We start from the raw sequence: 21,023 nt of genomic DNA, 5'->3' as shown, positions 1-21,023 counted from the left end.
CGCGCCACCCGTGCGCCGGGTGGGCCCACCGGCGGCCACGACACAGAACGACCAGTTCGTTTCATCTCCCCGGAACCGGCACGCAGGCGTACGCTCAAAGTATGCCGAACTCACCAGGGTGGGCCAGGCGGAATCGATTCGCTGCCTGGTCAGGGATAACAAGCATGATGGTTGCTGTTGCTTTGCTAGCAATGGCGCTGGCGGCGGCTGCCGGTGATCGAAGCACGCTGGCGGTGGTGGCCGCGGTCCTGTGCGTGGTGGTGGCCATCGGCGGTCTGCTGGTCTTCGAATCCACGGTCCGCCGCGATCACGCGGAGCGCCACACCACTCCCAAGCTGCTGTCCGACAGCTACGTCCGAGTTCCGCGGCTGCGCAACCGCAACTGACGATCCGATCCCGGATCCGCTCCGACGACCCCCGTGGACCGACGACACGGAAGGACGCTCCCATGCGCGCAACGCCGACCTGGGCTCGCCGCAACCGACTGGTCGCCTGGACGAGTTACCTGGCCGTTCTGGCCGGCTTCGCCACCCTGGCGATGGCGCTGACCGCCGCCGCCAGCGGGCACACCCGCTGGGCGATGGTCGCGGGCGGCATCTGCGCCGCGATCGTCGTCGCCGACATCATGTTGCTGACCATGACGGTGCACCGCGATCACGCCCACCATCACGACGGCCCGAATCTGCTCGACGACGAATGGGATCAGGCCGCCGCCGCCCGCGCCCGCCGCCGCGCCGAGGCCCGCGCGGTGGCGCCGCGCACCTGGCCGGGTATCTGAGGCCGCGCACCGTCGCGGCACGCCCGGTTCGCGCCTCGTAGGCTGGGGGATCATGACCCGCTCCCGGCCCGACTCCTGCCCCGGTGTGCTGCGGCTGCACGACGCGGCCGACGGCCCGCTGGCCCGTATCCGGTTGCCGGGGGGCCGGCTGCGGCCGGATCAGTTGCAGGTGCTCGCCGAAGCGGCCCGCGACCTCGGCAACGAGGCCGTCGAACTGACCTCGCGCGGCAATGTGCAACTGCGGCAGGTCCACGACGCCGCCGCGCTCGCCGAGCGGCTGGCCGCCGCCGATCTGCTGCCCAGTCCCACCCACGAGCGGGTGCGCAACATCGTCGCCTCCCCGCTGTCCGGCCGGGTCGGCGGCTGGGCCGACGTGCATCCGCTGATCCCCGCACTGGATGCGGGCCTGCAGGCCGCGCCGGAACTGTCCGGCCTGCCCGGCCGCGTGCTGTTCACCCTCGACGACGGCCGCGGCGACGTCAGCGGGCTCGGCGGCGACATCGGCGTGCACGCCACCGGTGACGACGAGTACGCGCTGGTGCTCGCCGGCCGCGACACCGGGGTCCGGATGTCCGCGGATTCGGCGGTGGCGACGATGCTCGACGCCGCGCACGGCTTCCAGCGGGTGCGCGGTGACCGCTGGCGGCTGCACGAGGTCCCCGACGGCGCTGCCCGGATACTCGCGCACCTCGGCCGCACCCCGGCCAGCGAACCGCTGGAATTCGGTGCCCGCCACGACATTCCGATCGGCTGGCTGACCCAGGACGACGATCGGGTGGCCCTCGGTGCGGGCGTCCCGCTGGGCAGCCTGCCCGCGCGCACCGCCGAATTCCTCGCGGCCGTCGACCGCCCGCTGGTGGTGACGCCGTGGCGCAGCCTCGTCCTCGGCGATCTGGACGAATGGGTAGCCGAACAGGTCGTCCGGGTGCTGGCCCCGATGGGCCTGATCTTCGACGCCGCCTCCCCCTGGCTGCTGGTCACCGCCTGCGCCGGGCAGCCCGGCTGCGCCAAGTCCCGCACCGACGTCCGGGCCGACGCCGCCGCCGCGGTCGCCGAGGGCCGCGTCCACGACGGCCCACCCCCCTCACCCGAGCACGCCCGCACCGCCGCCGACCCGGACGTATCCGGCCGTCAGCACTGGTCGGGCTGCGAGCGACGCTGCGGCCGCCCCCGCGTTCCCGTCACCGATGTGGTCGCCGAACCCGACGGCTACCGGATCACCCCGCCCACCGGCGACTGACTCGGACCACACGCACCCGGCCACGGCCGCACACCCTGCCCCACAACGCTTCTCAGCGCAGAACGCCGGCCACCACATTCGTCACCGCGCGCCGGACCGCGGCCGGGTCGGGGCGCTGTCCGGTGCGGTCGGCGAACAACAGGTGACCGGTGCCGATCAGCATGGGAGCCAGGGCGTCGACCTCGGCGGTGGGGGCCACCCGGCCGAGTTCGACCTCGGCCGTGAGGTAGTCGGCGATCATGATCGCGCCCTCGGTCAGGATCGGCACGCCCGCGGGCCAGCTCTGCCGCAACCGGCCGCGCAGTTCGTCGCGGAAGGTGACGAGCGCGACGACCGCGACCGCGACCGATTCGAACAGGGCGGTCAGCGCGTCGGTCAGATTGCCGACGACCGTGCCGGTGCCCGCGGCGTCGCGCAGCACGGCGGCCTGAGCGTCCATCCGCTCGGCCCGGTCGAGCACGAAATCGGCGAGGAACGCGTCGAAATCCTCGAAGTGCCGGTGCAGCACACCCTTCGCGAAGCCCGCCTCCGCCGTGACGGCCCGGCTGGTCAGCCCGCTGGGACCCTCGCGGAGCAACACGCGCTCGGCGGCGTCGAACAGCTGTCGGCGCACATCTCGAATCGCCACTCCGGTCGGCATCGCTCGATGGTATCGCCCAGGGCGAACACGCCTTGTCCAGTGGGCACATGCCCACTAGTGTGGGCGCATGCCCACTCCGAGCACGCCCCCGCCGATCGTCCCCCACGAGCAACGCCAGGTCGCCGAATCCTTCGGCACCGATGCCGCCCGCTACGACCGGGCCCGGCCCCCGTATCCGGACGCCATGATCCAGCGGATCCTCGCCGCGAGCCCCGGCCCGCGGGTGCTCGACGTCGGCTGCGGCACCGGCATCGCGGCCCGGCAGTTCGCCGCCGCCGGCTGCGCGGTGCTGGGTGTCGAACCCGATGCCCGGATGGCCGAATTCGCCCGGCACACCGGAATCGAGGTCGAGGTCGCCACCTTCGAGACCTGGGACGCCGCCGGCCGGCGGTTCGACCTCGTGGCCGCGGGTACGGCCTGGCACTGGATCGACCCGGTCGCCGGCGCGGCCAAGGCCGCCGAGGTATTGCGGCCCGGCGGCCGACTGGCGCCGTTCTGGCACGTGGTCGAACTGCCCGCGCCGGTGAAACACACCTTCGCCGAGGTGTACCGCCGCGTGGTACCGGACCATCAGTTCGACCTCCGGACGGATCGCAGCGCCCTGGAGATCTATCGGGCGGGCTTCGACCGGGCCGCCGAGGGGATCGCGGCGGCCGGCGCCTTCGACGCGGCGCACCAGTGGCGTTTCGACTGGGAACGCACCTACACCCGCGACGAATGGCTCGACCAACTGCCCACCCAGGGCTCCCTGACCCGCCTGACCCCCGAGCAGCAGCAGGCGGTGCTGACCGAGGTCGGCGCCGCCATCGATGACCTCGGCGGCAGCCTCACCGCGGACTACACCACGATGGTGGTCACCGCCGTCCGGCGTTAGCCGCGCGGATATCCGTGCCACTCCAGCGTGCAGCATTTCACGCTGCCGCCGGACTTCAGCAGTTCCGACAGATCGACGCCGACCGGGTGGTATCCGCGCTCCCGCAACTGCCCGGCCAGGCGCACCGCGCGATCGCTGAGGAATACGTGGTAGCCGTCGCAGACCCCGTTGAGCCCCAGCACCTCCGCATCGTCGGCGGAGGCCAGCACGGCGTCCGGATACAACCCGGCCAGCAGCCGCACACTGTCCGCGGCGAAGGCCGCCGGGTAGTACGCGATCGTGTCGCCGAGCACCATGAGCGCGGTGTCGAGATGATAGAAACGCGGGTCGACGAGGTCCAGCGACACCACCTGCCGCCCGAAGTACCGTTCGACCTCGCGATGCGCCGCCCGGGTGCTGCGGAATCCGGCGCCGGCCAGGATGCGGCCCCCGGCCACCGCGAAATCGCCCTCGCCCTCGTTGTATTCGGCCGCCGCGGTCACCCGGCCGAAGCCGCGCCCGGCCAGCCGGTCGTGAAAGGCCGGGCCCTCGGCGGCCCGCTCGGGGGTGGCGAACCGCGCCGACAGCGCGCGATCGCCGATCACGAGCCCGGCGTTCGCGGCGAACACCATATCGGGCAGTCCGGGCACCCCGTCGATCGGATCCACCCGGTGCCCGTGCCGGCGATAGGTCGCGCACAGCGTCTCCCACTGCGCCACCGCCTTCGCCCGGTCGACCGGCGCACCGGTGTCCATCCACGGGTTGATCGCATAGGTGACGTCGAAATGATCGGGGCGGCACATCAGGAACCGGCGCGGAGTCGGGCGGCGAACCTCGGCATCGGCGCCGAGATCGGCGGGCGCGGTGGCCGGGGCGGGGGTCGTGGTCGTGAGCGTCAACGGGAGCTCCCTGCGGTCGGCGCGACAAGGCTGATTCGACGGTAATAGGCGTAGTGTTGCGCCCGGAACAGCGAATCATTGCGTAGTCGATCTCCAATACGGCGAATCGTTGCGTCTCGGAGGAGTGGGAATGGACGAACCGGACCGGCGGATCCTCGCCCATCTGCTGCGACAGGCGCGCGCCTCCTTCCAGGAGATCGGCGCCGGGGTCGGGCTCTCGGCGCCGGCGGTGAAGCGGCGGGTCGACAAGATGGTCGCGGCCGGTCAGATCACCGGATTCACCGCCCTGGTCAATCCGGCGGCACTGGGCTGGCGGACCGAGGCGTACGTCGAGGTCTACTACCGCGACAACATCTCCCCCGCCGAACTGCGCCGCGGCCTGGAACCGATTCCGCAGGTGGTGGGCGTGTGGACGATCGCCGGCGAGGCCGACGCGCTGGTCCACGTGATGGCCACCGACATGGCCGAGATCGAGTCGACCGTCGAGCGGATCCGGGAGAACACGCGCGTCGGCCGCACCCGCAGCAGCATCGTGATGTCGCGGCTGCTGGAGCGGCCGCGCACCTGATCACGACCCGCCACCGGATCCCGGGAATCGCACTTCTACTGTGGTTCCCATGTCGGACCCCACCCGGACACGCGCCAGCTATCTCACCGACGGCGCCGAGATCTATCGGCGATCGTTCGCGACCATCCGCGCCGAGGCCGACCTGGCCCGCTTCCCGGCCGACGTCGCGCAGGTGGTGGTGCGGATGATCCACGCCTGCGGCCAGGTGGATCTGACCGCCGACGTGGACCACAGCCCGGATGTGGTGGCGAAGGCCCGCGCCGCGCTGCGCTCCGGCGCGCCGATCCTGTGCGATGCCACCATGGTGGCCTCCGGCGTGACCCGCAAGCGCCTGCCCGCCGGCAACGAGGTGCTGTGCCTGCTGGCCGACCCGCGGGTGCCCGAACTCGCCCGGTCCATGGGCAACACCAGATCCGCTGCCGCGCTGGAACTGTGGCGCGATCGGCTCGACGGCGCGGTGGTGGCGGTGGGCAACGCGCCGACCGCCCTGTTCCATCTGCTGGACATGCTCGACGCCGGGGCGCCGCGACCGGCGGCGGTGCTCGGTATCCCGGTGGGTTTCATCGGCGCGGCCGAATCCAAGCAGGCCCTGGCCGGCTACGGCGGCGTGGAATTCCTGACGGTGCACGGCCGCCGCGGCGGCAGCGCCATCACCGCCGCGGCCCTCAACGCGATCGCGAGCGAACAGGAATGACCGCACAGCACGGCAAACTCTGGGGAATCGGCCTCGGTCCCGGCGATCCGGAGCTGGTGACGGTGAAGGCGGCGCGGATCATCGGCGCGGCCGACGTCATCGCCTTCCACAGCGCCCGGCACGGCCGCAGCATCTCGCGCGGCATCGCGGCGCCGTACATGCGGCCGGGGCAGCTCGAGGAACACCTGATCTATCCGGTGACCACCGAGACCACCGACCATCCCGGCGGCTACCAGGGCGCGATGGACGAGTTCTACGCGCAGGCCGCCGAGCGGCTGGCCACGCATCTGGCCGCCGGGCGGTCGGTGGCGCTGCTGGCCGCCGGCGATCCGCTGTTCTACAGCTCCTACATGCACATGCATCGCCGCCTGGCGGACCGGTTCGAGGCCGAGATCATCCCCGGCGTCACCTCGGTGAGCGCGGCGTCGGCGGCGCTGGGCACCCCGCTGGTGGAGGGCGAGCAGGTGCTGACCGTACTGCCGGGCACCCTGCCTCCCGACGAGCTCGCCCGCCGCCTCGCCGAGACCGACGCGGCCGCCGTGATGAAACTCGGCCGCACCTATCCCGGTGTGCGGCAAGCACTCTCGCAGTCCGGCCGCCTGGCCGACGCCTACTATGTGGAACGGGCGAGCACCGGGCGCCAGCGCGTGCTGCGCGCCGCCGACGTGGCCGACTCCGATGTCCCGTACTTCGCGATCACCCTCGTCCCGGGCCCGCAGCCGACCACCCCGCTGCCCCTCACCCGGCCCGGCGCGGCGCGGACCGGTTCGTCCGCCGTGCGGGGACCGGCCGCCGCCGAGCAGCCCGACTCCGCGGTGATCGCCACCGGGACGGATTTCCGGGGCACGATCGACGCGGACGCGACGGCCGACGGTATGCCACGACACTTCCCGGCGACAGGTGGCGTCGTGGTCGTCGGGCTGGGTCCCGGCGACACCGCTTGGACCACACCGGAAGTCGCGGAGGTGCTGGCCGAGGCGACCGATCTGGTCGGCTACACCACCTATGTGAACCGGGTGCCGGTCCGGGACGGGCAGCAGCGGCACGCCAGCGACAATCGGGTCGAATCCGAGCGTGCCGCAATGGCATTGGATCTGGCCCGGCAAGGTGCGCGGGTGGCGGTGGTATCCGCCGGCGACCCCGGGGTGTTCGCGATGGCGGCCGCGGTGGTCGAGGAGTCCGCGGATCCGCAGTGGCGCGCGGTCCCGGTGCGCGTGCTGCCGGGTGTCACCGCCGCCGCCGCGGTCGCCGCTCGCGTCGGCGCGCCGCTCGGGCACGATTTCGCGATGATCTCGCTGTCGGATCGGCTGAAGCCGTGGCAGACCGTCGCACAACGCATCTCGGCCGTCGCCGCCGCCGATATGGCGCTGGCCGTGTACAACCCCGCCTCCTCCCAGCGCACCTGGCAGGTCGCCGCGCTGCGCGACCTGATGCTGGAGCACCGCAAGCCGGACACGCCGGTGGTGCTCGGCCGCGATGTGGGCGGCCCGGCCGAATCGGTGCGCGTGGTCGCCCTCGCCGACCTGGACCCGGCCGAGGTCGACATGCGCACCCTGCTCATCATCGGCGCGTCGACCACCACCGCCTTCGGCACTCCCGGCGGCACCCGGGTCTACACTTCCCGGCGCTACCACGGCGCGTAGCGTTCGACATTCCAATGTAGAATGTAGGGGACGGAAGGAGCGGTGGTGGCCGACGATGCGGCACAACGCGGGCTCAACTCGACGGCGGCGTCGCTGCTGGGCTTCCTGCACGAGGGACCGATGTCCGGCTGGGATCTGGTGAACCTGGCGCAGAACCGCATCGGTGATTTCTGGACGATCACGCAGAGCCAGGTGTACCGCGAACTGGCGACGATGGACCGATCCGGCCTGGTGACCAAGGGTGAGACCGGGGCCCGGGAACGCACCCCGTATCACATCACCGACACCGGCCGGGAGGCGTTCGCGCAGTGGATCGCGCGCGATCCGGGGGCCGAAACCATCCGGGTGCCACTGCTGTTGACGCTGTCGTTCGGCCGATTCGTCGATCCGGAACGGCTGCGGCGCATCGTCGCGGCCAACCGGGTCGTGCACGAGCAGCGGCTCAGCGGCTATCTGACCGAACTGTCACAGCTGTCCGGCATGTCCGTGCAGATGTCCCGATTCGACCGCGCCACAGTCGAATTCGGCATCCGATACGAACGCGCGGTCCTCGACTGGTTCGACCGGTTACCGGCGCTGCTCGCCGGGGAGTCCGGCGACATGAACTGAGCGCACGGCACGCGGCGGGCCGAGCGCCGCGGTGAGACGGGGGCGACCACCGAGGCAGCGCGAACCGCGCAGTGCGGCGATGCGGGCCGAGCATGCCGCGACGCGAACCGCATCGGCACGACCCGGGCCGGCTACGCGTCCCGCCGCTCGATCAGCCAATCCCGTGCCGCGGCAACGGAATCGGCGGTCAGCGCGCCGGACGGCAGCGGCGGCCGGTCGATCATCACCACCGGGACGCCGCGCTCGCGGGCGGCGGTCAGTTTGGCGGCGGTGAGCTCGCCGCCGCTGTCCTTGGTCACCAGCACCTCGATCCGGTGCCGGGCCAGCAGTCCGCATTCGTCGTCGACGGTGAAAGGTCCACGCGCGAGCAGGATCTCGTGCCGCGGCGGCAGTGCCGCCGTCGGCGGATCGATCGCGCGGATCAGGAACCAGGGCTCGGTCAGGTGCGCGAACGCGCCGACACCCTGCCTGCCGATGGTGAGGAAGATACGGTCGCCGAGCTCCGCCGCGACGCCGGCGGCGGCGGTGTTGTCCGGCACCCGCATCCAGCGGTCCGCCGACTGTGCCGACCAGCCGGGCCGCCGCAGGTGGATCAGCGGCAGCCCCGCCGCCGCGGCCGCAGTGGCGGCATGTGCGGACATCGTGCCCGCGAACGGATGAGTGGCATCGACGATCGCGTCGACAGCGTTGTCCGCCAGCCAATCCCGCAGTCCGCCGACCCCGCCGAAACCGCCGACGCGGACCTCGCCGACCGGCAGCACGGGCGCGCGGACGCGACCGGCGAGCGAGGAGACGATCTCGAATCCTCGCTCGCCGGTGACGATATCGGCCAGCTCCCGGGCCTCCCGGGTGCCGCCGAGTATCAGAACCCTCAGGGCTGACCGCCGAAGTAGGCCGCACCCGCGTCCAGCAGCGACGGGCCGCCGGCCACCAGCAGGCCGATCACGCCACCGAGCAGCGCGGCCGGGATCAGGCCGACACCGAAGAACCAGATGCCGATCAGCGCGCCGAGGAGGGCGCCGACCGCGGCGCCCAGCGACGCGTGCTGCAGTTCGGCGAAGAACCAGTCCTGCGCCGAGATGTCCTTCACCGCACCGACATGCGCGGCGTGCGGGGTGAGGGTCAGCTGCGAGCCGTCGGCGGAGATGTCCGCGGCGACCTCGCCCTTACCTTCCTTCGACACGACGACCAGCGGGTACTGCATGACGACCTGGCCCGCGTCGTTGGTCAGGGTGACGTTCTTGCCGACGGTGTCCAGCGCGAACCGGCCACCGGTGACGGCGGTGACGATCGACTTGCCGGCGTCGGCGAGGGTGGTGGTGTAGCCGACGCCCTGGTCCGTGCCGTGCACGGCGGGGGTGGTGGACTGCGTCTGCACCTGATCGGGGGCCGTCACCACCGGATCGGCGGCCGCGGTACCCGCCGCGATGCCGGTGGCGGCGATGGCCACCAGAGCGGTGGCGGTGAACGTGCTGATTCTCATCTGGTTCCCATCGAGTTCGAGCAAGTCCGATATAACAATCGGATTACGCCGAACGACCATACCCGGTGACTCGTCCACGTTTCATCTCGAATCGTCGGACTTCTCATCGAACCGTGCATTTTTCACCACCGACCACTGCGTGACCGGCAGCTGCGGGCGCCACGCGGTGAATCCGCCGAGCGGTTCCGCGCGGTACACCTGCACCTTGCCCAGCCGGCCGCCGCGGGCCGCGGCCCAGGACAGCAGCAACGCTTCGGATTCCGCGGTGACCGCGTTGGCGACCAGCCGGCCGCCCGGACGCAGCCGCTGCCAGCAGGTCTCGAACAGCTCCGGCTGAGTGAGGCCGCCGCCGAGGAAGATCGCGTCCGGCGCGGGCGGTTCGGTGGCCCGCAGCACCGTGAGCACCTCGCCGCGCACCTCCACCCCGGGCACACCGAGTGCGGCGGCATTGGCGGCGATCTGCCGGCGGCGCGCCTCGCTGCGCTCGAAGGTGATCGCCCGGCAGGCCGGATGGGTGCGGCACCATTCGATCGCGATGGTGCCGGAGCCGCCGCCCACATCCCACAGCAGCTCTCCGGGCGCGGGCGCGAGCGCCGCGATCGACAGCGCGCGCACCTCGGACTTGGTCATCTGGCCGTCGCCGCCGTACCGTTCGTCCGGCAGACCGGGCAGCCGGGTCGATCGCGGCGCGTCCGGATCGGCGCGGCATTCGATCGCGACCACGGCCAGCGGATCCCCCGGCGGCCGCGACCAACTCACCGCGACCCCGGCCACCATCCGCTCCGCCGGCCCGCCCAGCTGTTCCAGGACGGACACAGTGGAATCGCCGAACCCGTTGCGCGCCAGCAGTTCCGACACCTCCGCGGGCCCGTCCGCATCCGGTACCAGCACCAGCACCCGGCGGCCGTCGGCCAGTTCCGGCAGCACCGTCTCCAGGTGCCGCCCCACGATGCTCACCACCGGCGTCTCCGCCAGCGCCCACCCCAGCCGCGCACACGCCAGCGACGCCGACGACGGCTGCGGCAGCACCCGCAACGCCTGCGGCCCGACCAGTTTCGCCAGGGTCACCCCGATGCCGTAGAACATCGGATCCCCGCTGGCCAGCACGCACATGCGGGTATCGGCATGCGCGGCAAGCACATCCGGCAACGCCGGCACCAGCGGCGAGGGCCACGGCACCCGCCGCGGACCGCGCACCGCCGCGGGCAGCAACGCCAACTGCCGCGCCGACCCGAACACCACCTCGGCCGTCTCGACCGCCGTCCGGGCGGCGCCACCCAGGCCGTCCCACCCGTCGGCGCCGATCCCGACCACCGTGATCGGTTGCCGCACCGGCGAATCCGTCACCGGGGCATCCGGCGCCACACCGGCTGCGGGAGGAAGCGGGCCACCGTGAAGACCGCGCGCAGGATGCCCGGCACCCAGACCCGATCCGCGCGGCGGTGCAGCGCCGTCACGACCGCGGCGGCCACCTGCTCCGGAGTGCTGGAGAACGGGGCCGGCGCCATCCCCTCGGTCATCCGGCCGATGACGAAACCGGGCCGGACCAGCAGCAGATGAACACCGCTGCCGTGCAACGCATCACCGAGCCCGCAGGCGAACCCGTCGAGCCCGGCCTTGGCCGACCCGTAGACGTAGTTGGCCCGCCGCACCCGCACACCCGCCACCGAGCCGAACACCACCAGATGCCCGGAACCCTGCGCGCGCAACAACTCGGCGGCCACCGTGAGCACGCTGATCTGCGCGACGTAATCGGTGTGCACCACCGCCACCGCGGCGGCCGGATCGCGTTCGGCGCGAGCCTGATCGCCCAGCACCCCGAACGCGAGCACCACCGCACCCAGCCGGCCGTGCTCGGCGGCGAGCTTCTCCAGCAACGGCTGATGGTTCGCCAGATCGTCGGCATCGAATTCGACCCGATGCACCGCCGCGGCGCCGGCCTGCTCGACGACCGCCTGCTCGGCGTCCAGGTCGGCACTGCGCCGCGCCGCGAGGATCACGGTCCGGCCCGCCGCGATCCGGCGGACGACGTCGAGACCCATCTCGCTGCGGCCGCCCAGCAGCAGAATCGCACCCTCGTCCAGTTCCCGCGCACGCACAGCCATGGCCCACAGTCTGCCATCGCGGCAGATCCGGCCACTGCGGGCACCACCGGCTCCACTTGGTAGCGTCGGCGCATGACCAGCACGGGCACCCGCATCGAACTGTCCCCCGCCGCCCTGGAGTTCGTGACCGAACGGCACCTCGCGACCCTGACGACCCTGCGCGCCGACGGCACGCCCCACGTGGTCGCCGTCGGCTTCACCTGGGACCAGGAAGCCGGAATCGCCCGCGTGATCACCTCCGGCGACTCGGTGAAGGCCCGCAACGTGCGCCGCGGGGCCTACGCGGCGGTCAGCCAGGTCGACGGCGCGCGCTGGCTGACCCTCGAGGGCCCGGCCGAGGTACTCACCGAACCCGGCGACGTCGCCGACGCCGTCCAGCGCTACGCCGGCCGCTACCGCACCCCCCGGGAGAACCCGGCACGCGTGGTCCTCGCCATCCGCGCCACCCGCGCCCTCACCGGCAGCCAATTACGCTGAGCCACAACGGTTCCGCCGCGAGGTAGGACAGGCGCACGGCACCCGGAACACCCGAATCCCACGCGGGGCATCCGAGTCCACTCGAACTCCGCGCTGGGCATCCGAGTCCGCCCGAACCGCACGCCGAGCGACCGAACCCGCCGAACCCGCACGCCAAGCGACCGAATCCACGCGCTGAGCGACCGAGTCCTGCCGAATCCACGCGCTAAGCGCCCCAGTCCTGCCGAACCCACGTGCGAGCGCCCGAGTCGTGCCGGTGCGCTCAGAGCACGGTGAGCCCGTGCGGCCGGTGGTTGACCGCCTCGCCACCGTCCTCGGTGACGATCACGATGTCCTCGATGCGGGCACCCCACTCACCGCCGAAATAGATGCCCGGCTCCACGCTGAACGCCATCCCCGGCTCCAGCACCAGATCGTTACCGGCGACGATATAGGGCTCCTCGTGCACGGACAGCCCGATCCCGTGCCCGGTCCGGTGGATGAACACATCCCCGAAACCGGCCTCCGCCAACGGGTTCCGAGCCGCGGCGTCCACCGCCTCGGCCGTGATACCCGGCCGCACCGCCGCCACGGCGGCCGCCTGGGCCGCCGCCAGCACCGCCACCCGCTCGGCGATCTCCGCATCCGGCTCACCCAGCGCGTAGGTGCGAGTGGAATCGGAGAAGTAGCCGGGCTCGACCGGCCCACCGATATCGATCACCACGATGTCCCCGGCCTCGACGACCCGCTGCGACACCTCGTGGTGCGGATCGGCCCCGTTGGGCCCACTACCGACGATCACGAATTCCGCCCCGGTATGCCCCTCCTCGACGATCGCCGCCGCGATATCCGCCGCGATATCCGCCTCGGTACGCCCGGCCCGCAACCACTCACCCATCCGCGCATGCACCCGATCGATGGCGGCGCCGGCCCGCCGCAACGCGTCGATCTCGGCGGCATCCTTGGTCATCCGCAACTGCCGCAGCACCGGAGTGGCCGAAACCGGCAGTGCGGTCAGCGAATCCGCGATCGGCAGTAGATGCAACGCGGGCATCGACTCCGCGACAGCCACCCGCGCACCCGCGTTGACCACCGACTTCACCACCCGATACGGATCCACCCCGTCGGTCCAGTCCAGCACCTGCAAGCCGAGCTCACCGGCCGCCGAACCCCCCAACCCGGCCAGCTCCAGCTTCGGGATCACCACCGAGGCCGTCTCCCCGCTCGCGGGGATCACCAGACAGGTCAGCCGCTCGAACGACTGCGCGCGCGAGCCGATCAGATACCGCAGATCCGGCCCCGGCGTGATCAGCAGCGCGTCCAGATGCGCCGCCCGCGTCAACGCCGCCGCCCGCTCCAACCGCCTGCCGTACACATCCGCCGAGAATCGAGACTCCGTATGCGCACTCATGCCCACCGACCTTACAAGCCGCCGAGGTTGCTCGCCGGTCGCGCCGCCCGGCGCGCTGATCCGGATCTCCGACGCCCGGCGCCACCCGAACCACCCGACTAGGCTGCTGGACGCTCCGGTCGACACGGGAACCCGACAACGGGCCCCTGCCCGCGCCCTTCCCGCCACCGAGCAGCGACACCGGACACCGGAAGGACCAGCCAAGCATGACGGACCCGGACACCGGCAAGCACACCGGACACCCCCGCCCCACCCCCGAACCCACACCCCCACCCGAGGCCGCCGGATCCGGCCTCACACCGCAGCGAGCCGCCCCCGCCGATCCGGACTCGAAACAACCCGCCGAACACCGAGTCGAACCTTCCGAATCCGCACAGCCACCGGCCACTGCACCGGAATCCGACACCCCGGCCGTCGCAGTGTCGCCAACCGTCCCGCCCCAGGCCGACCTCCCCGCCACCGCGCTGTCACCAAGCGTCGCGCTCCAGGCCGACCTCCCGACCGTCACGCCGTCGCCCGCAACCACACCCAGGGCCGACCACACCACCATTGCACTGTCTCCAACCGCTGCACCCGAGACCCACCGTCCCACCACCGCACTATCGCCAGACGCCGCACCCGAGACCGACCAGCAGGTCGACACGCCGACACCGGCCGGCGCCGTCAAGGCTGACCTTCCTGCCACCGTGCTGTCGCCAGACGCTGCGCCTCGAGCCGACCTTCCCGCCGTCGTGCCGCCGCCGGCAACTACACCCGATGCCGACCGCCCCACGACTACCGATCTCGAGTCGCCACAACCCGCTTCACACCGAACCGAACCGGCGGGGTCCGAACGGCCGCCTGCGACCGCAACGATGCCCGACCTCCCGGTCATCCCTCTGTCACCAGGTGTCGCGCCCAAGGCCAGCCTCCCCACCGTCACGCCATCGTCCGCAACCACACCCTTGACCGATCTCCCCGCCGACGCACTGTCTCCGGGCGTGGCACCCCAGGCCGACATACCTCGCTCGGCGTTGTCGCGCACCGGAGCGGCAGAGGCTGTCGGGCCCGAATCCGCGCCATCACAGATCATCACGCCCGACTCCAGCCGACCGGGACACACACTGCCGCAGGCGATCTCGCCCGGAACCGACTCGACCCACCCCGAACCGCCGCAGACGCCCGAGGCCGACTCGGCCCGGCCACCGCTCGAACCGCCCACCGGTATCGATCACAACTCACCCGGATCGGCACTGCCGCAAGAGGTTACGCGTGACTCGGATGCGGACCGATCCACGGTAGGCGAGTCCGAAGGACACGAGCCCGACGCCGGATACGCTGTGCCACCGGCAGCTTGGCTCGAAGACGCCGACTCGGTCGCGGAACCGCCCCCGCCGCAACAGAATTCGTTCTTCCATCGGCTCACTCCCGCCGGTGGCGCATTCGGGCCGCCCCGGCACGCGTACCGCCGGGACGAGATCATGCCGCACGAACCGGGCTACGGGATCGATCTCGATCTGCTGCGCCCGCCACGCGGGTCGGTCCCGCCCGCTTCGGTGCGGGCCGCCCGCGTCATCGCCTGGCTGGATGCCGCTGTCGCCGCGCTGCTGGTCTTCGTCACGGCGCTGACCACCGGTGCGGAGGCCGCCGGGGCGGTGCTCGGGATCCAGCTCTGCGCGCTGATCCTCGGCGGTCTGGCGTTCCGTTTCGAGCACTCGGGCGTCGGGGTGCGCGACGGCGCTGCCGTCGTGGCGGTCATCGCGGTGCTGATCGGCGCCGGTGGGCTGTTGCATCCGCATCCGACGGGTGTGGTCGGGGTGGCGGCGGGTGTCGCGGTCGTGGCGTTGTTGTTCCGACCCGACGCCACCGCGTGGTTCCGGCGTCCGGAGGTGAACGCGGGCCGGCGGCCGTTGCCGTTTCCCGATCGGCGACCGCCGTGGACCCGGCGACATTGACCCCGGCTGTCGGCGCGTCCCTGTAGCGTGGGCAGCCATGAGCTCACCTGCCGCGGGCCCGTTGCTGCTGCTCGACGGGGCCAGTCTGTGGTTCCGGGCCTTCTACGCCATCCCGGAGAAGATCACCGCACCGGACGGGCGGCCCGTCAACGCGCTGCGCGGCTTCACCGACATGGTGGCGGCGTTGATCAAGCAGCACACGCCGAGCCGCCTGGTGGTCTGCCTGGATCTGGATTGGCGGCCGAGTTTCCGGGTGGATCTGGTGCCCTCGTACAAGGCGCACCGGGTCGCCGAGGAGGGCGGGCCGGCGCTGGGCAGTATCGAGGAGGTTCCGGACACCCTCACCCCGCAGGTCGACATGATCCTGGAGGTGCTCTCCGCGGCGGGTATCGCCACCGCGGGCGCCGACGGCCTGGAGGCCGACGATGTGATCGGGACTCTGGCCGATCGGGAGCGGACCGATCCGGTGATCGTCGTCAGCGGCGACCGTGACCTGCTGCAACTGGTCCGCGACGAGCCCGCGCCCCCGGTGCGGGTGTTCTATGTCGGGCGCGGGCTGGCCAAGGCGGAACTGTTCGGACCGGTCGAGGTGTCCGCGAAATACGGTGTGCCACAAGTGAATGCGGGCCCCGCCTACGCCGATATGGCGACCCTGCGCGGCGACGCCTCCGACGGCCTGCCGGGCGTGGCCGGGATCGGGGACAAATCCGCCGCCACCCTGATCTCCCGCTTCGGCACCCTGGAGAATCTCGTTGCCGCCGTCCAGGATCCGGACGCCGATCTGGCGAAGGGCGTGCGCGCCAAACTCGCCGCCGCCGACGACTACCTGAAGGCCGCCGCACCGGTGGTGCGGGTGGTCCGCGACGCCGAGGTGGAACTCTCCCGGCCGGACCCGCTGCCCGCGGCGCCCGCCGACCCCGGCCGCCTGCAATCCCTGGCCGCCGCGTACAACGCCGAGAGCCCGGTGAAGCGCCTGATCACCGCCCTCGGCAAGCGGTGACGCCCGCGGGCCGTCAGTTCGGGCGGCCGACCTCGTAGGTGCCGTCGGTCTTGGTGACCTTCACGGTGACGTGCTTCTGCTCGCCGCTGACCTTCAGATCGCAGGTGAAGGTCTTGCCGACCGTGACCTTCTCACCGGAGGGGCAGTTCACATCCTGGACGTCGTCGATGCCGTAGGAATCCTTCAGCACCTTCGCCACGCCGTCCTGCACGGCCTTGTTGTCCAGCTTGTCGCTGCTGTTCAGCACGAACGCCAGCACCACGCCGACCACCACGACGAGGGCGATGATCGCGCCCAGGACCGCGAACAGGCCCTTGTGCGACTTCTTGCGCGTGGTGGTCAGCGAATCCAGCGAGGGCGCCTGGCTCGGCGGCTGCCCCCACTGCTGCCCCCACGACTGCTGCTGGCCCCACTGCTGTTGCGGCTGCTGGCCCCAGGACTGCTGCGGCTGCTGGGCCCACTGCTGCGGCTGCTGCTGGGTGGGCTCCCACTGGTGCTGCGTGGTCGGCTGCGCCCAGGTCGGCTGACTGGGCTGGTTGCCCCACTGCTGCGTCGGCTGCTGCTGGGCCCACTGCGGCTGGGACTGACCCCAGGGTTGAGCGGGCGGCTGCTGCTGACCACTCGGATTCTGCTGGGTGGGGGCCGCCTGACCACCGGACTGCTGCTGACCGCCCCAGACCTGGGTCGGATCGTTGCTGCGCCCCTCCCCTGGGCCGGGGGTCTCGCTCGGGCCGAACGGGCCGCTCATCTGCCTGCCTCCACTCGCACTCGTCCTACAACATGTTGCCCCCGCGTGAGAACACCCGCTCACCACGGCCGGTACACGAAGCCATCCAATCACAGTCCAGCTGTGTTTGATGCCTCCGTCACCCACCGGCGGGTCCGGTGGCGGACGGGTCCGCCACCGTCCCGGACGGCCCGGCTACGCCGCGTCCACCGCGACGACACCGCGCCGGATGGCTCGCACCGCCTTGGCGGCGGTGGCGGCGACCTCCACATCGTCGGCGGTGTTGTGAATCTGGTCCAGCAGGTCGATCACCTGACGGCACCAGCGCACGAAATCCCCCGCCGACAAAGCATTTCCCTGATCTCCGCTGGCCAGCAGTGATTCGGCCAGCCCGTCACCGCGCGCCCACTTGTGAATGCCGGTGACGAAACCGAGATCCGGTTCCCGTGTGGGATCAAGCTTGAACCGCGCCTCGTCCGTGCGCAACTCCCCCCAGACGGCGATGGTGTCGGCGACTGCGCGCCGGATCGGCGCGGTGGGCCCGGTGGCCCCCAGAATGCCGCCCTCCGAACGGGATTCGTACACGAGGATGGAGACCACCGCGGCCAGCTCGGCCGGGCCCAGCCCCCGCCACCGGCCCTGCCGCAGGCATTCGGCGACGACCAGATCGGCCTCGGTGTAGATGCGCGCGAGCCGGCGGCCGTCGGCGGTGACCTCACCGTCGGCGACATAGCCCCGGTCCGCCAGCAGGGCCACGATCCGGTCGAAGGTGCGCGCCAGCGAGTTGGTGGTGGTGGCGACCTGCCGGCGCAACGATTCGGTCTCGCGCTGCAACCGGCTGTAGCGCTCCCCGGTCCGCGCCAGCTGCTCCCGGTCCGGCCGGCCGTGCGCCGGATGCGAGCGCACCGCGCGCCGCAGGGTCATCAGCTCCCGATCGTCGGCCGCCTTGGCCCGCGCGCCGCGGCGCTGCCGGCCGGGCGCGATGAGACCGGTGTCGCGCAGCGCCGACGCCAGATCGCTGCGGGCGCGGGCGGTGCGGTGGTCGACGTGCCGCGGCAGCCGCATCCGGCCCAGCGGCTGGGCCGGGGTCGGGAAATCGGCGGCCGAGACGCGCCCGGCCCACTTGTCCTCGGTGAGAACCAGCGGACGCGGATCGCCGGGCGTCGCATCCGGCTCCAGGATGACCGCCAGCCCCTGGCGGCGGCCCGCCGGGATCGCGACCACATCGCCGCGGCGCAACGCGGTCAGCGACGCCACCGACGCCCCGCGGCGATCGGTGCGGGCCTGCCGCTCCAGATCGCGCTCGCGCTGCTTCAACCGGTCGCGCAGCGACAGGTACTCGAAGACCGAATCGTCGCCGATCTGCGAACGCAGCTTGCGCATCTGGCCCTCGTTGCGCTCGATGCCACGCACCAGGCCCACCACCGACCGATCCGCCTGGAACTGCGCGAACGACCGCTCCAGCAACTCCCGCGACTGCTCGGCGCCCATCCGGTCGATCAGGTTGATCGACATGTTGTACCCGGGCCGGAACGAGCTGCGCAGCGGGTACGTGCGGGTGGAGGCCAGACCGGCGACGGCGCTGGTGTCGACGTCGGGATGCCACACCACCACCGCGTGCCCCTCGACATCGATCCCGCGACGACCGGCCCGGCCGGTCAGCTGGGTGTATTCGCCGGGAGTGAGCTCGGCGTGCGATTCGCCGTTGAATTTGACCAGTCGTTCCAGCACCACGGTCCGAGCCGGCATGTTGATACCGAGCGCCAGCGTCTCGGTGGCGAACACCGCGCGCACCAGCCCGCGGACGAACAACTCCTCCACGGTGTGCCGGAACGCGGGCAGCATGCCGGCATGGTGTGCGGCCAGGCCGCGATGCAGCGCCTCGCGCCAATCCCAGTAGCCGAGCACCTCGAGATCCGCACGCGGCAGATCACCGGTGTGCTTCTCGATGATCGCGTCGACCTCGTCGAAATCCTCGGTGCGGGACAGATCCAGCCGCGAACGCAGGCACTGCGCGAGCGCGCCGTCACAACCGGCCCGGCTGAAGATGAACGTGATCGCGGGCAGCAGTCCCTCGTCGTCCAGCCGGGACAGCATCTCCGGCCGCGGCACGGACCGCCCGTCGCGGCGCGGCCCGCCACCGCCGCGGTACCGCGGCCCGCCACCCCAGCCGTTCATCCGGTCGGCGGTCTCGCGGTGCTCGATGTAGCGCACGAGCTCCTTGTCGACCATCACCTTCTGATCGCTGGAGTGCTGATCGAACAGATCGAACAGCCGCCGCCCGACCAGTACGTGCTGCCACAGCGGCACCGGCCGGGTCTCGTCGACGATCACCGCGGTGTCGCCGCGGACGGTCTCCATCCAGGCGCCGAACTCCTCGGCGTTGCTGACCGTCGCGGACAGGCTCACCAGCCGCACGTCGGGCGGCAGATGCAGGATGACCTCCTCCCACACCGCGCCGCGGAACCGGTCGGCCAGATAGTGCACCTCGTCCATGACCACGTAGGACAGGCCGATCAGCGCGTCCGAGCTCGCGTACAGCATGTTCCGCAGCACCTCGGTGGTCATCACGACCACCGGCGCCGTCGGATTCAGCGACTGGTCGCCGGTGAGCAGGCCGACCGTGTCCTTGCCGTACCGCTCGACCAGGTCGGCGTACTTCTGATTGGACAGCGCCTTGATCGGCGTGGTGTAGAAACATTTGCCGCCCGCCGCGAGCGCCAGATGGACCGCGAACTCACCGACCACCGTCTTGCCGGCTCCGGTGGGAGCGCATACCAGCACGCTGTGCCCGCTCTGCAGCGATACACAGGACTGCTGCTGGAACGGATCCAGGGTGAAGGACAGTTCGGCGGCGAATGCCGCGAGTTCGCCGGTCAGCGACTGTTGTGCCACTCCTCAGAGCGTATCGGACCAGTCCGACACAGAGCGCATGGTTTTCTCCGACTGCAAGGTCGCGGCCGAGGTGACCGGCTGCGCGGACGAGACGGGATCGGCCGCGGAGATCGCCTCGGGAGTGCCCGACAGCGGCGACGCCTCCTCGTCGGACAGCGCACCCCAGTTGTCGCCGCGACGCTGCTTACGCCGGTCGTTGAGCCGCGAGATCTGCACCGCGACCTCGAACAACAGCGTCAGCGCGGCGGCCAGCGACAGCATCGAGATGGGGTCCTGCGGGGTGACCACCGCCGCGAACACGAACATCCCGAAGATCAGCCCGCGCCGCCACTTCTTCAGGCGCTCGTAGCTGAGGATGCCGATCATGTTGAGCCCGACGACCAGCAGCGGCGTCTCGAAACTGACCCCGAAGATGATCAGCAGCTGAATGATGAAACCGAAGTACTGCGAACCGGACAACGCGGTGATCTGGACGTTGCTGCCGATCCCCATCAGGAAGCCGAGCGCGTGCGCGACCACCCAGTACGCCAGCACCGAACCCGCCACGAACAGCACCGCGCCGAAACCGACGAACGACAGCGCGTACCGCCGCTCCTTCGCGTACAGCCCCGGGGTGATGAACGCCCACAGCTGATACAGCCAGATCGGGCAGGCCACCACCACGCCGGCGGTCAGGCCGACCTTCAGCCGCAGCATGAACTGTTCGAACGGCGCGGTCGCCAGCAGGCGGCAGGCGCCGTCCTGGCTCAGGACCGCGCGATGCGACGCGGGCAGCGAACAGTACGGCCCGCGCAGGATCTCACCGAGACTCTCGATGCCCAAGAACGAGTGCGAGTACCACAGGAATCCCAGAACCGTCGTGACCGTCACCGCCAGCAGCGCCTTCAGTAGTCGCGAGCGCAGCTCCTGCAGATGCTCCACCAGCGACATGGTGCCGTCGGGATTGACGCGACGGCGACTGCGCCGGGGGTCGAACGGAATGCGGATTCGCATGGATGTGTCTGCCTCGTCGATGGGCGGCCGGTCTGGACATACTCATCGGGCACTGTCCGGCATGCCTGCCCGGCATGCGACAGCGCCCATCGCGG

At 71.3% G+C, this 21,023-nt stretch carries 21 protein-coding genes; 11 read left to right on the top strand and 10 right to left on the bottom strand.

Translation table 11 applies throughout. From position 1 onward, the window contains the following. Window positions 1-164: 164 nt before the first annotated feature. The 3 genes from G361_RS49120 to cobG all read left to right on the top strand — a co-directional run bounded on the left by G361_RS49120 (window position 165) and on the right by cobG (window position 2,018). A complete protein-coding gene (locus G361_RS49120; protein WP_155981306.1) occupies window positions 165-386 on the top strand; it encodes a hypothetical protein in 222 nt (73 codons plus the stop codon). 62 nt (window positions 387-448) lie between these two features. Beyond that, window positions 449-778 (top strand): hypothetical protein, encoded by a 330-nt coding sequence (locus tag G361_RS42335; protein WP_019925919.1) that lies wholly within the window; start codon window positions 449-451, stop codon window positions 776-778. Window positions 779-830: 52 nt separating this feature from the next. After that, complete coding sequence (cobG, locus tag G361_RS0104795; protein WP_019925918.1) at window positions 831-2,018, top strand: precorrin-3B synthase; 1,188 nt, start codon at window positions 831-833, stop codon at window positions 2,016-2,018. Between the two features lie 52 nt (window positions 2,019-2,070). On the opposite strand, the gene G361_RS0104790 is transcribed toward cobG, so the two are convergent. Then, the gene (locus G361_RS0104790) at window positions 2,071-2,658 is read right to left on the bottom strand and encodes a TetR/AcrR family transcriptional regulator (RefSeq protein ID WP_019925917.1); all 588 of its coding nucleotides are present in this window, start codon (window positions 2,656-2,658) and stop codon (window positions 2,071-2,073) included. A gap of 67 nt (window positions 2,659-2,725) precedes the next feature. Here G361_RS0104790 and G361_RS0104785 point away from each other — a divergent pair, with 67 nt between their 5' ends. After that, the gene (locus G361_RS0104785) at window positions 2,726-3,532 is read left to right on the top strand and encodes a bifunctional 2-polyprenyl-6-hydroxyphenol methylase/3-demethylubiquinol 3-O-methyltransferase UbiG (protein WP_019925916.1); all 807 of its coding nucleotides are present in this window, start codon (window positions 2,726-2,728) and stop codon (window positions 3,530-3,532) included. On the opposite strand, the gene ddaH is transcribed toward G361_RS0104785, so the two are convergent. After that, window positions 3,529-4,410, bottom strand: coding sequence for a dimethylargininase (ddaH, locus tag G361_RS0104780; protein ID WP_019925915.1), 882 nt, complete (start codon window positions 4,408-4,410; stop codon window positions 3,529-3,531). The genes G361_RS0104785 and ddaH overlap by 4 nt on opposite strands. Before the next feature lie 130 nt (window positions 4,411-4,540). Between ddaH and G361_RS0104775 the strand changes: the two genes are divergently transcribed. Genes G361_RS0104775 through G361_RS0104760 form a run of 4 tightly spaced genes read left to right on the top strand, consistent with a single transcriptional unit; the run spans window position 4,541 to window position 7,924 of the window. Further along, window positions 4,541-4,978 (top strand): Lrp/AsnC family transcriptional regulator, encoded by a 438-nt coding sequence (locus G361_RS0104775; RefSeq protein WP_019925914.1) that lies wholly within the window; start codon window positions 4,541-4,543, stop codon window positions 4,976-4,978. Window positions 4,979-5,027: 49 nt separating this feature from the next. Then, complete coding sequence (locus G361_RS0104770; protein WP_019925913.1) at window positions 5,028-5,672, top strand: precorrin-8X methylmutase; 645 nt, start codon at window positions 5,028-5,030, stop codon at window positions 5,670-5,672. Then, a complete protein-coding gene (locus G361_RS0104765; RefSeq protein ID WP_019925912.1) occupies window positions 5,669-7,315 on the top strand; it encodes a precorrin-2 C(20)-methyltransferase in 1,647 nt (548 codons plus the stop codon). The genes G361_RS0104770 and G361_RS0104765 overlap by 4 nt, the downstream gene beginning before the upstream one ends. 42 nt (window positions 7,316-7,357) lie before the next feature. Next, complete coding sequence (locus tag G361_RS0104760) at window positions 7,358-7,924, top strand: PadR family transcriptional regulator (protein WP_019925911.1); 567 nt, start codon at window positions 7,358-7,360, stop codon at window positions 7,922-7,924. A gap of 131 nt (window positions 7,925-8,055) precedes the next feature. On the opposite strand, the gene G361_RS0104755 is transcribed toward G361_RS0104760, so the two are convergent. The 4 genes from G361_RS0104755 to G361_RS0104740 all read right to left on the bottom strand — a co-directional run bounded on the left by G361_RS0104755 (window position 8,056) and on the right by G361_RS0104740 (window position 11,512). Then, a complete protein-coding gene (locus tag G361_RS0104755; RefSeq protein WP_026342697.1) occupies window positions 8,056-8,799 on the bottom strand; it encodes a cobalt-precorrin-6A reductase in 744 nt (247 codons plus the stop codon). Further along, the gene (locus G361_RS0104750; RefSeq protein ID WP_019925909.1) at window positions 8,796-9,407 is read right to left on the bottom strand and encodes a hypothetical protein; all 612 of its coding nucleotides are present in this window, start codon (window positions 9,405-9,407) and stop codon (window positions 8,796-8,798) included. Before G361_RS0104750 ends, G361_RS0104755 begins: the two co-directional genes overlap by 4 nt. Window positions 9,408-9,488: 81 nt before the next feature. After that, on the bottom strand, window positions 9,489-10,739 hold the full coding sequence (locus G361_RS0104745; protein WP_036494535.1) for a bifunctional cobalt-precorrin-7 (C(5))-methyltransferase/cobalt-precorrin-6B (C(15))-methyltransferase: 1,251 nt from the start codon (window positions 10,737-10,739) through the stop codon (window positions 9,489-9,491). Window positions 10,740-10,750: 11 nt separating this feature from the next. Continuing rightward, the gene (locus tag G361_RS0104740; RefSeq protein WP_019925907.1) at window positions 10,751-11,512 is read right to left on the bottom strand and encodes an SDR family NAD(P)-dependent oxidoreductase; all 762 of its coding nucleotides are present in this window, start codon (window positions 11,510-11,512) and stop codon (window positions 10,751-10,753) included. A 72-nt stretch (window positions 11,513-11,584) separates the two neighbouring features. Between G361_RS0104740 and G361_RS0104735 the strand changes: the two genes are divergently transcribed. Next, window positions 11,585-11,989: a PPOX class F420-dependent oxidoreductase gene (locus G361_RS0104735; protein WP_019925906.1), complete on the top strand. Its 405-nt coding sequence runs from the start codon at window positions 11,585-11,587 to the stop codon at window positions 11,987-11,989. A 262-nt stretch (window positions 11,990-12,251) separates the two neighbouring features. Here the strand turns inward: G361_RS0104735 and G361_RS0104730 are convergent, their stop codons facing one another. Continuing rightward, the gene (locus G361_RS0104730) at window positions 12,252-13,379 is read right to left on the bottom strand and encodes a Xaa-Pro peptidase family protein (RefSeq protein WP_026342695.1); all 1,128 of its coding nucleotides are present in this window, start codon (window positions 13,377-13,379) and stop codon (window positions 12,252-12,254) included. Window positions 13,380-14,698: 1,319 nt separating this feature from the next. Here G361_RS0104730 and G361_RS49115 point away from each other — a divergent pair. Then, the gene (locus G361_RS49115; protein WP_155981305.1) at window positions 14,699-15,313 is read left to right on the top strand and encodes a hypothetical protein; all 615 of its coding nucleotides are present in this window, start codon (window positions 14,699-14,701) and stop codon (window positions 15,311-15,313) included. Between the two features lie 37 nt (window positions 15,314-15,350). Continuing rightward, window positions 15,351-16,313, top strand: coding sequence for a 5'-3' exonuclease (locus G361_RS0104720; RefSeq protein WP_019925903.1), 963 nt, complete (start codon window positions 15,351-15,353; stop codon window positions 16,311-16,313). Between the two features lie 13 nt (window positions 16,314-16,326). Here G361_RS0104720 and G361_RS0104715 read toward each other — a convergent pair whose 3' ends face one another. From G361_RS0104715 to tatC, 3 genes are all read right to left on the bottom strand, one after another. Next, the gene (locus G361_RS0104715; protein ID WP_019925902.1) at window positions 16,327-17,061 is read right to left on the bottom strand and encodes a DUF4333 domain-containing protein; all 735 of its coding nucleotides are present in this window, start codon (window positions 17,059-17,061) and stop codon (window positions 16,327-16,329) included. A gap of 174 nt (window positions 17,062-17,235) precedes the next feature. Beyond that, on the bottom strand, window positions 17,236-19,935 hold the full coding sequence (locus G361_RS0104710) for an RNA helicase (protein ID WP_019925901.1): 2,700 nt from the start codon (window positions 19,933-19,935) through the stop codon (window positions 17,236-17,238). A 3-nt stretch (window positions 19,936-19,938) separates the two neighbouring features. Beyond that, window positions 19,939-20,922 carry a twin-arginine translocase subunit TatC gene (tatC, locus tag G361_RS0104705; RefSeq protein ID WP_026342694.1) on the bottom strand — a complete coding sequence of 328 codons (984 nt, stop codon included), beginning with the start codon at window positions 20,920-20,922 and terminating at the stop codon, window positions 19,939-19,941. Window positions 20,923-21,023: the final 101 nt, after the last annotated feature.

The organism is Nocardia sp. BMG111209 (assembly GCF_000381925.1).
Lineage (GTDB): Bacteria > Actinomycetota > Actinomycetes > Mycobacteriales > Mycobacteriaceae > Nocardia.
The sequence above is the reverse complement of the archived record's forward strand: the minus strand, read 5'-3'. Positions and strand labels throughout refer to the sequence as shown.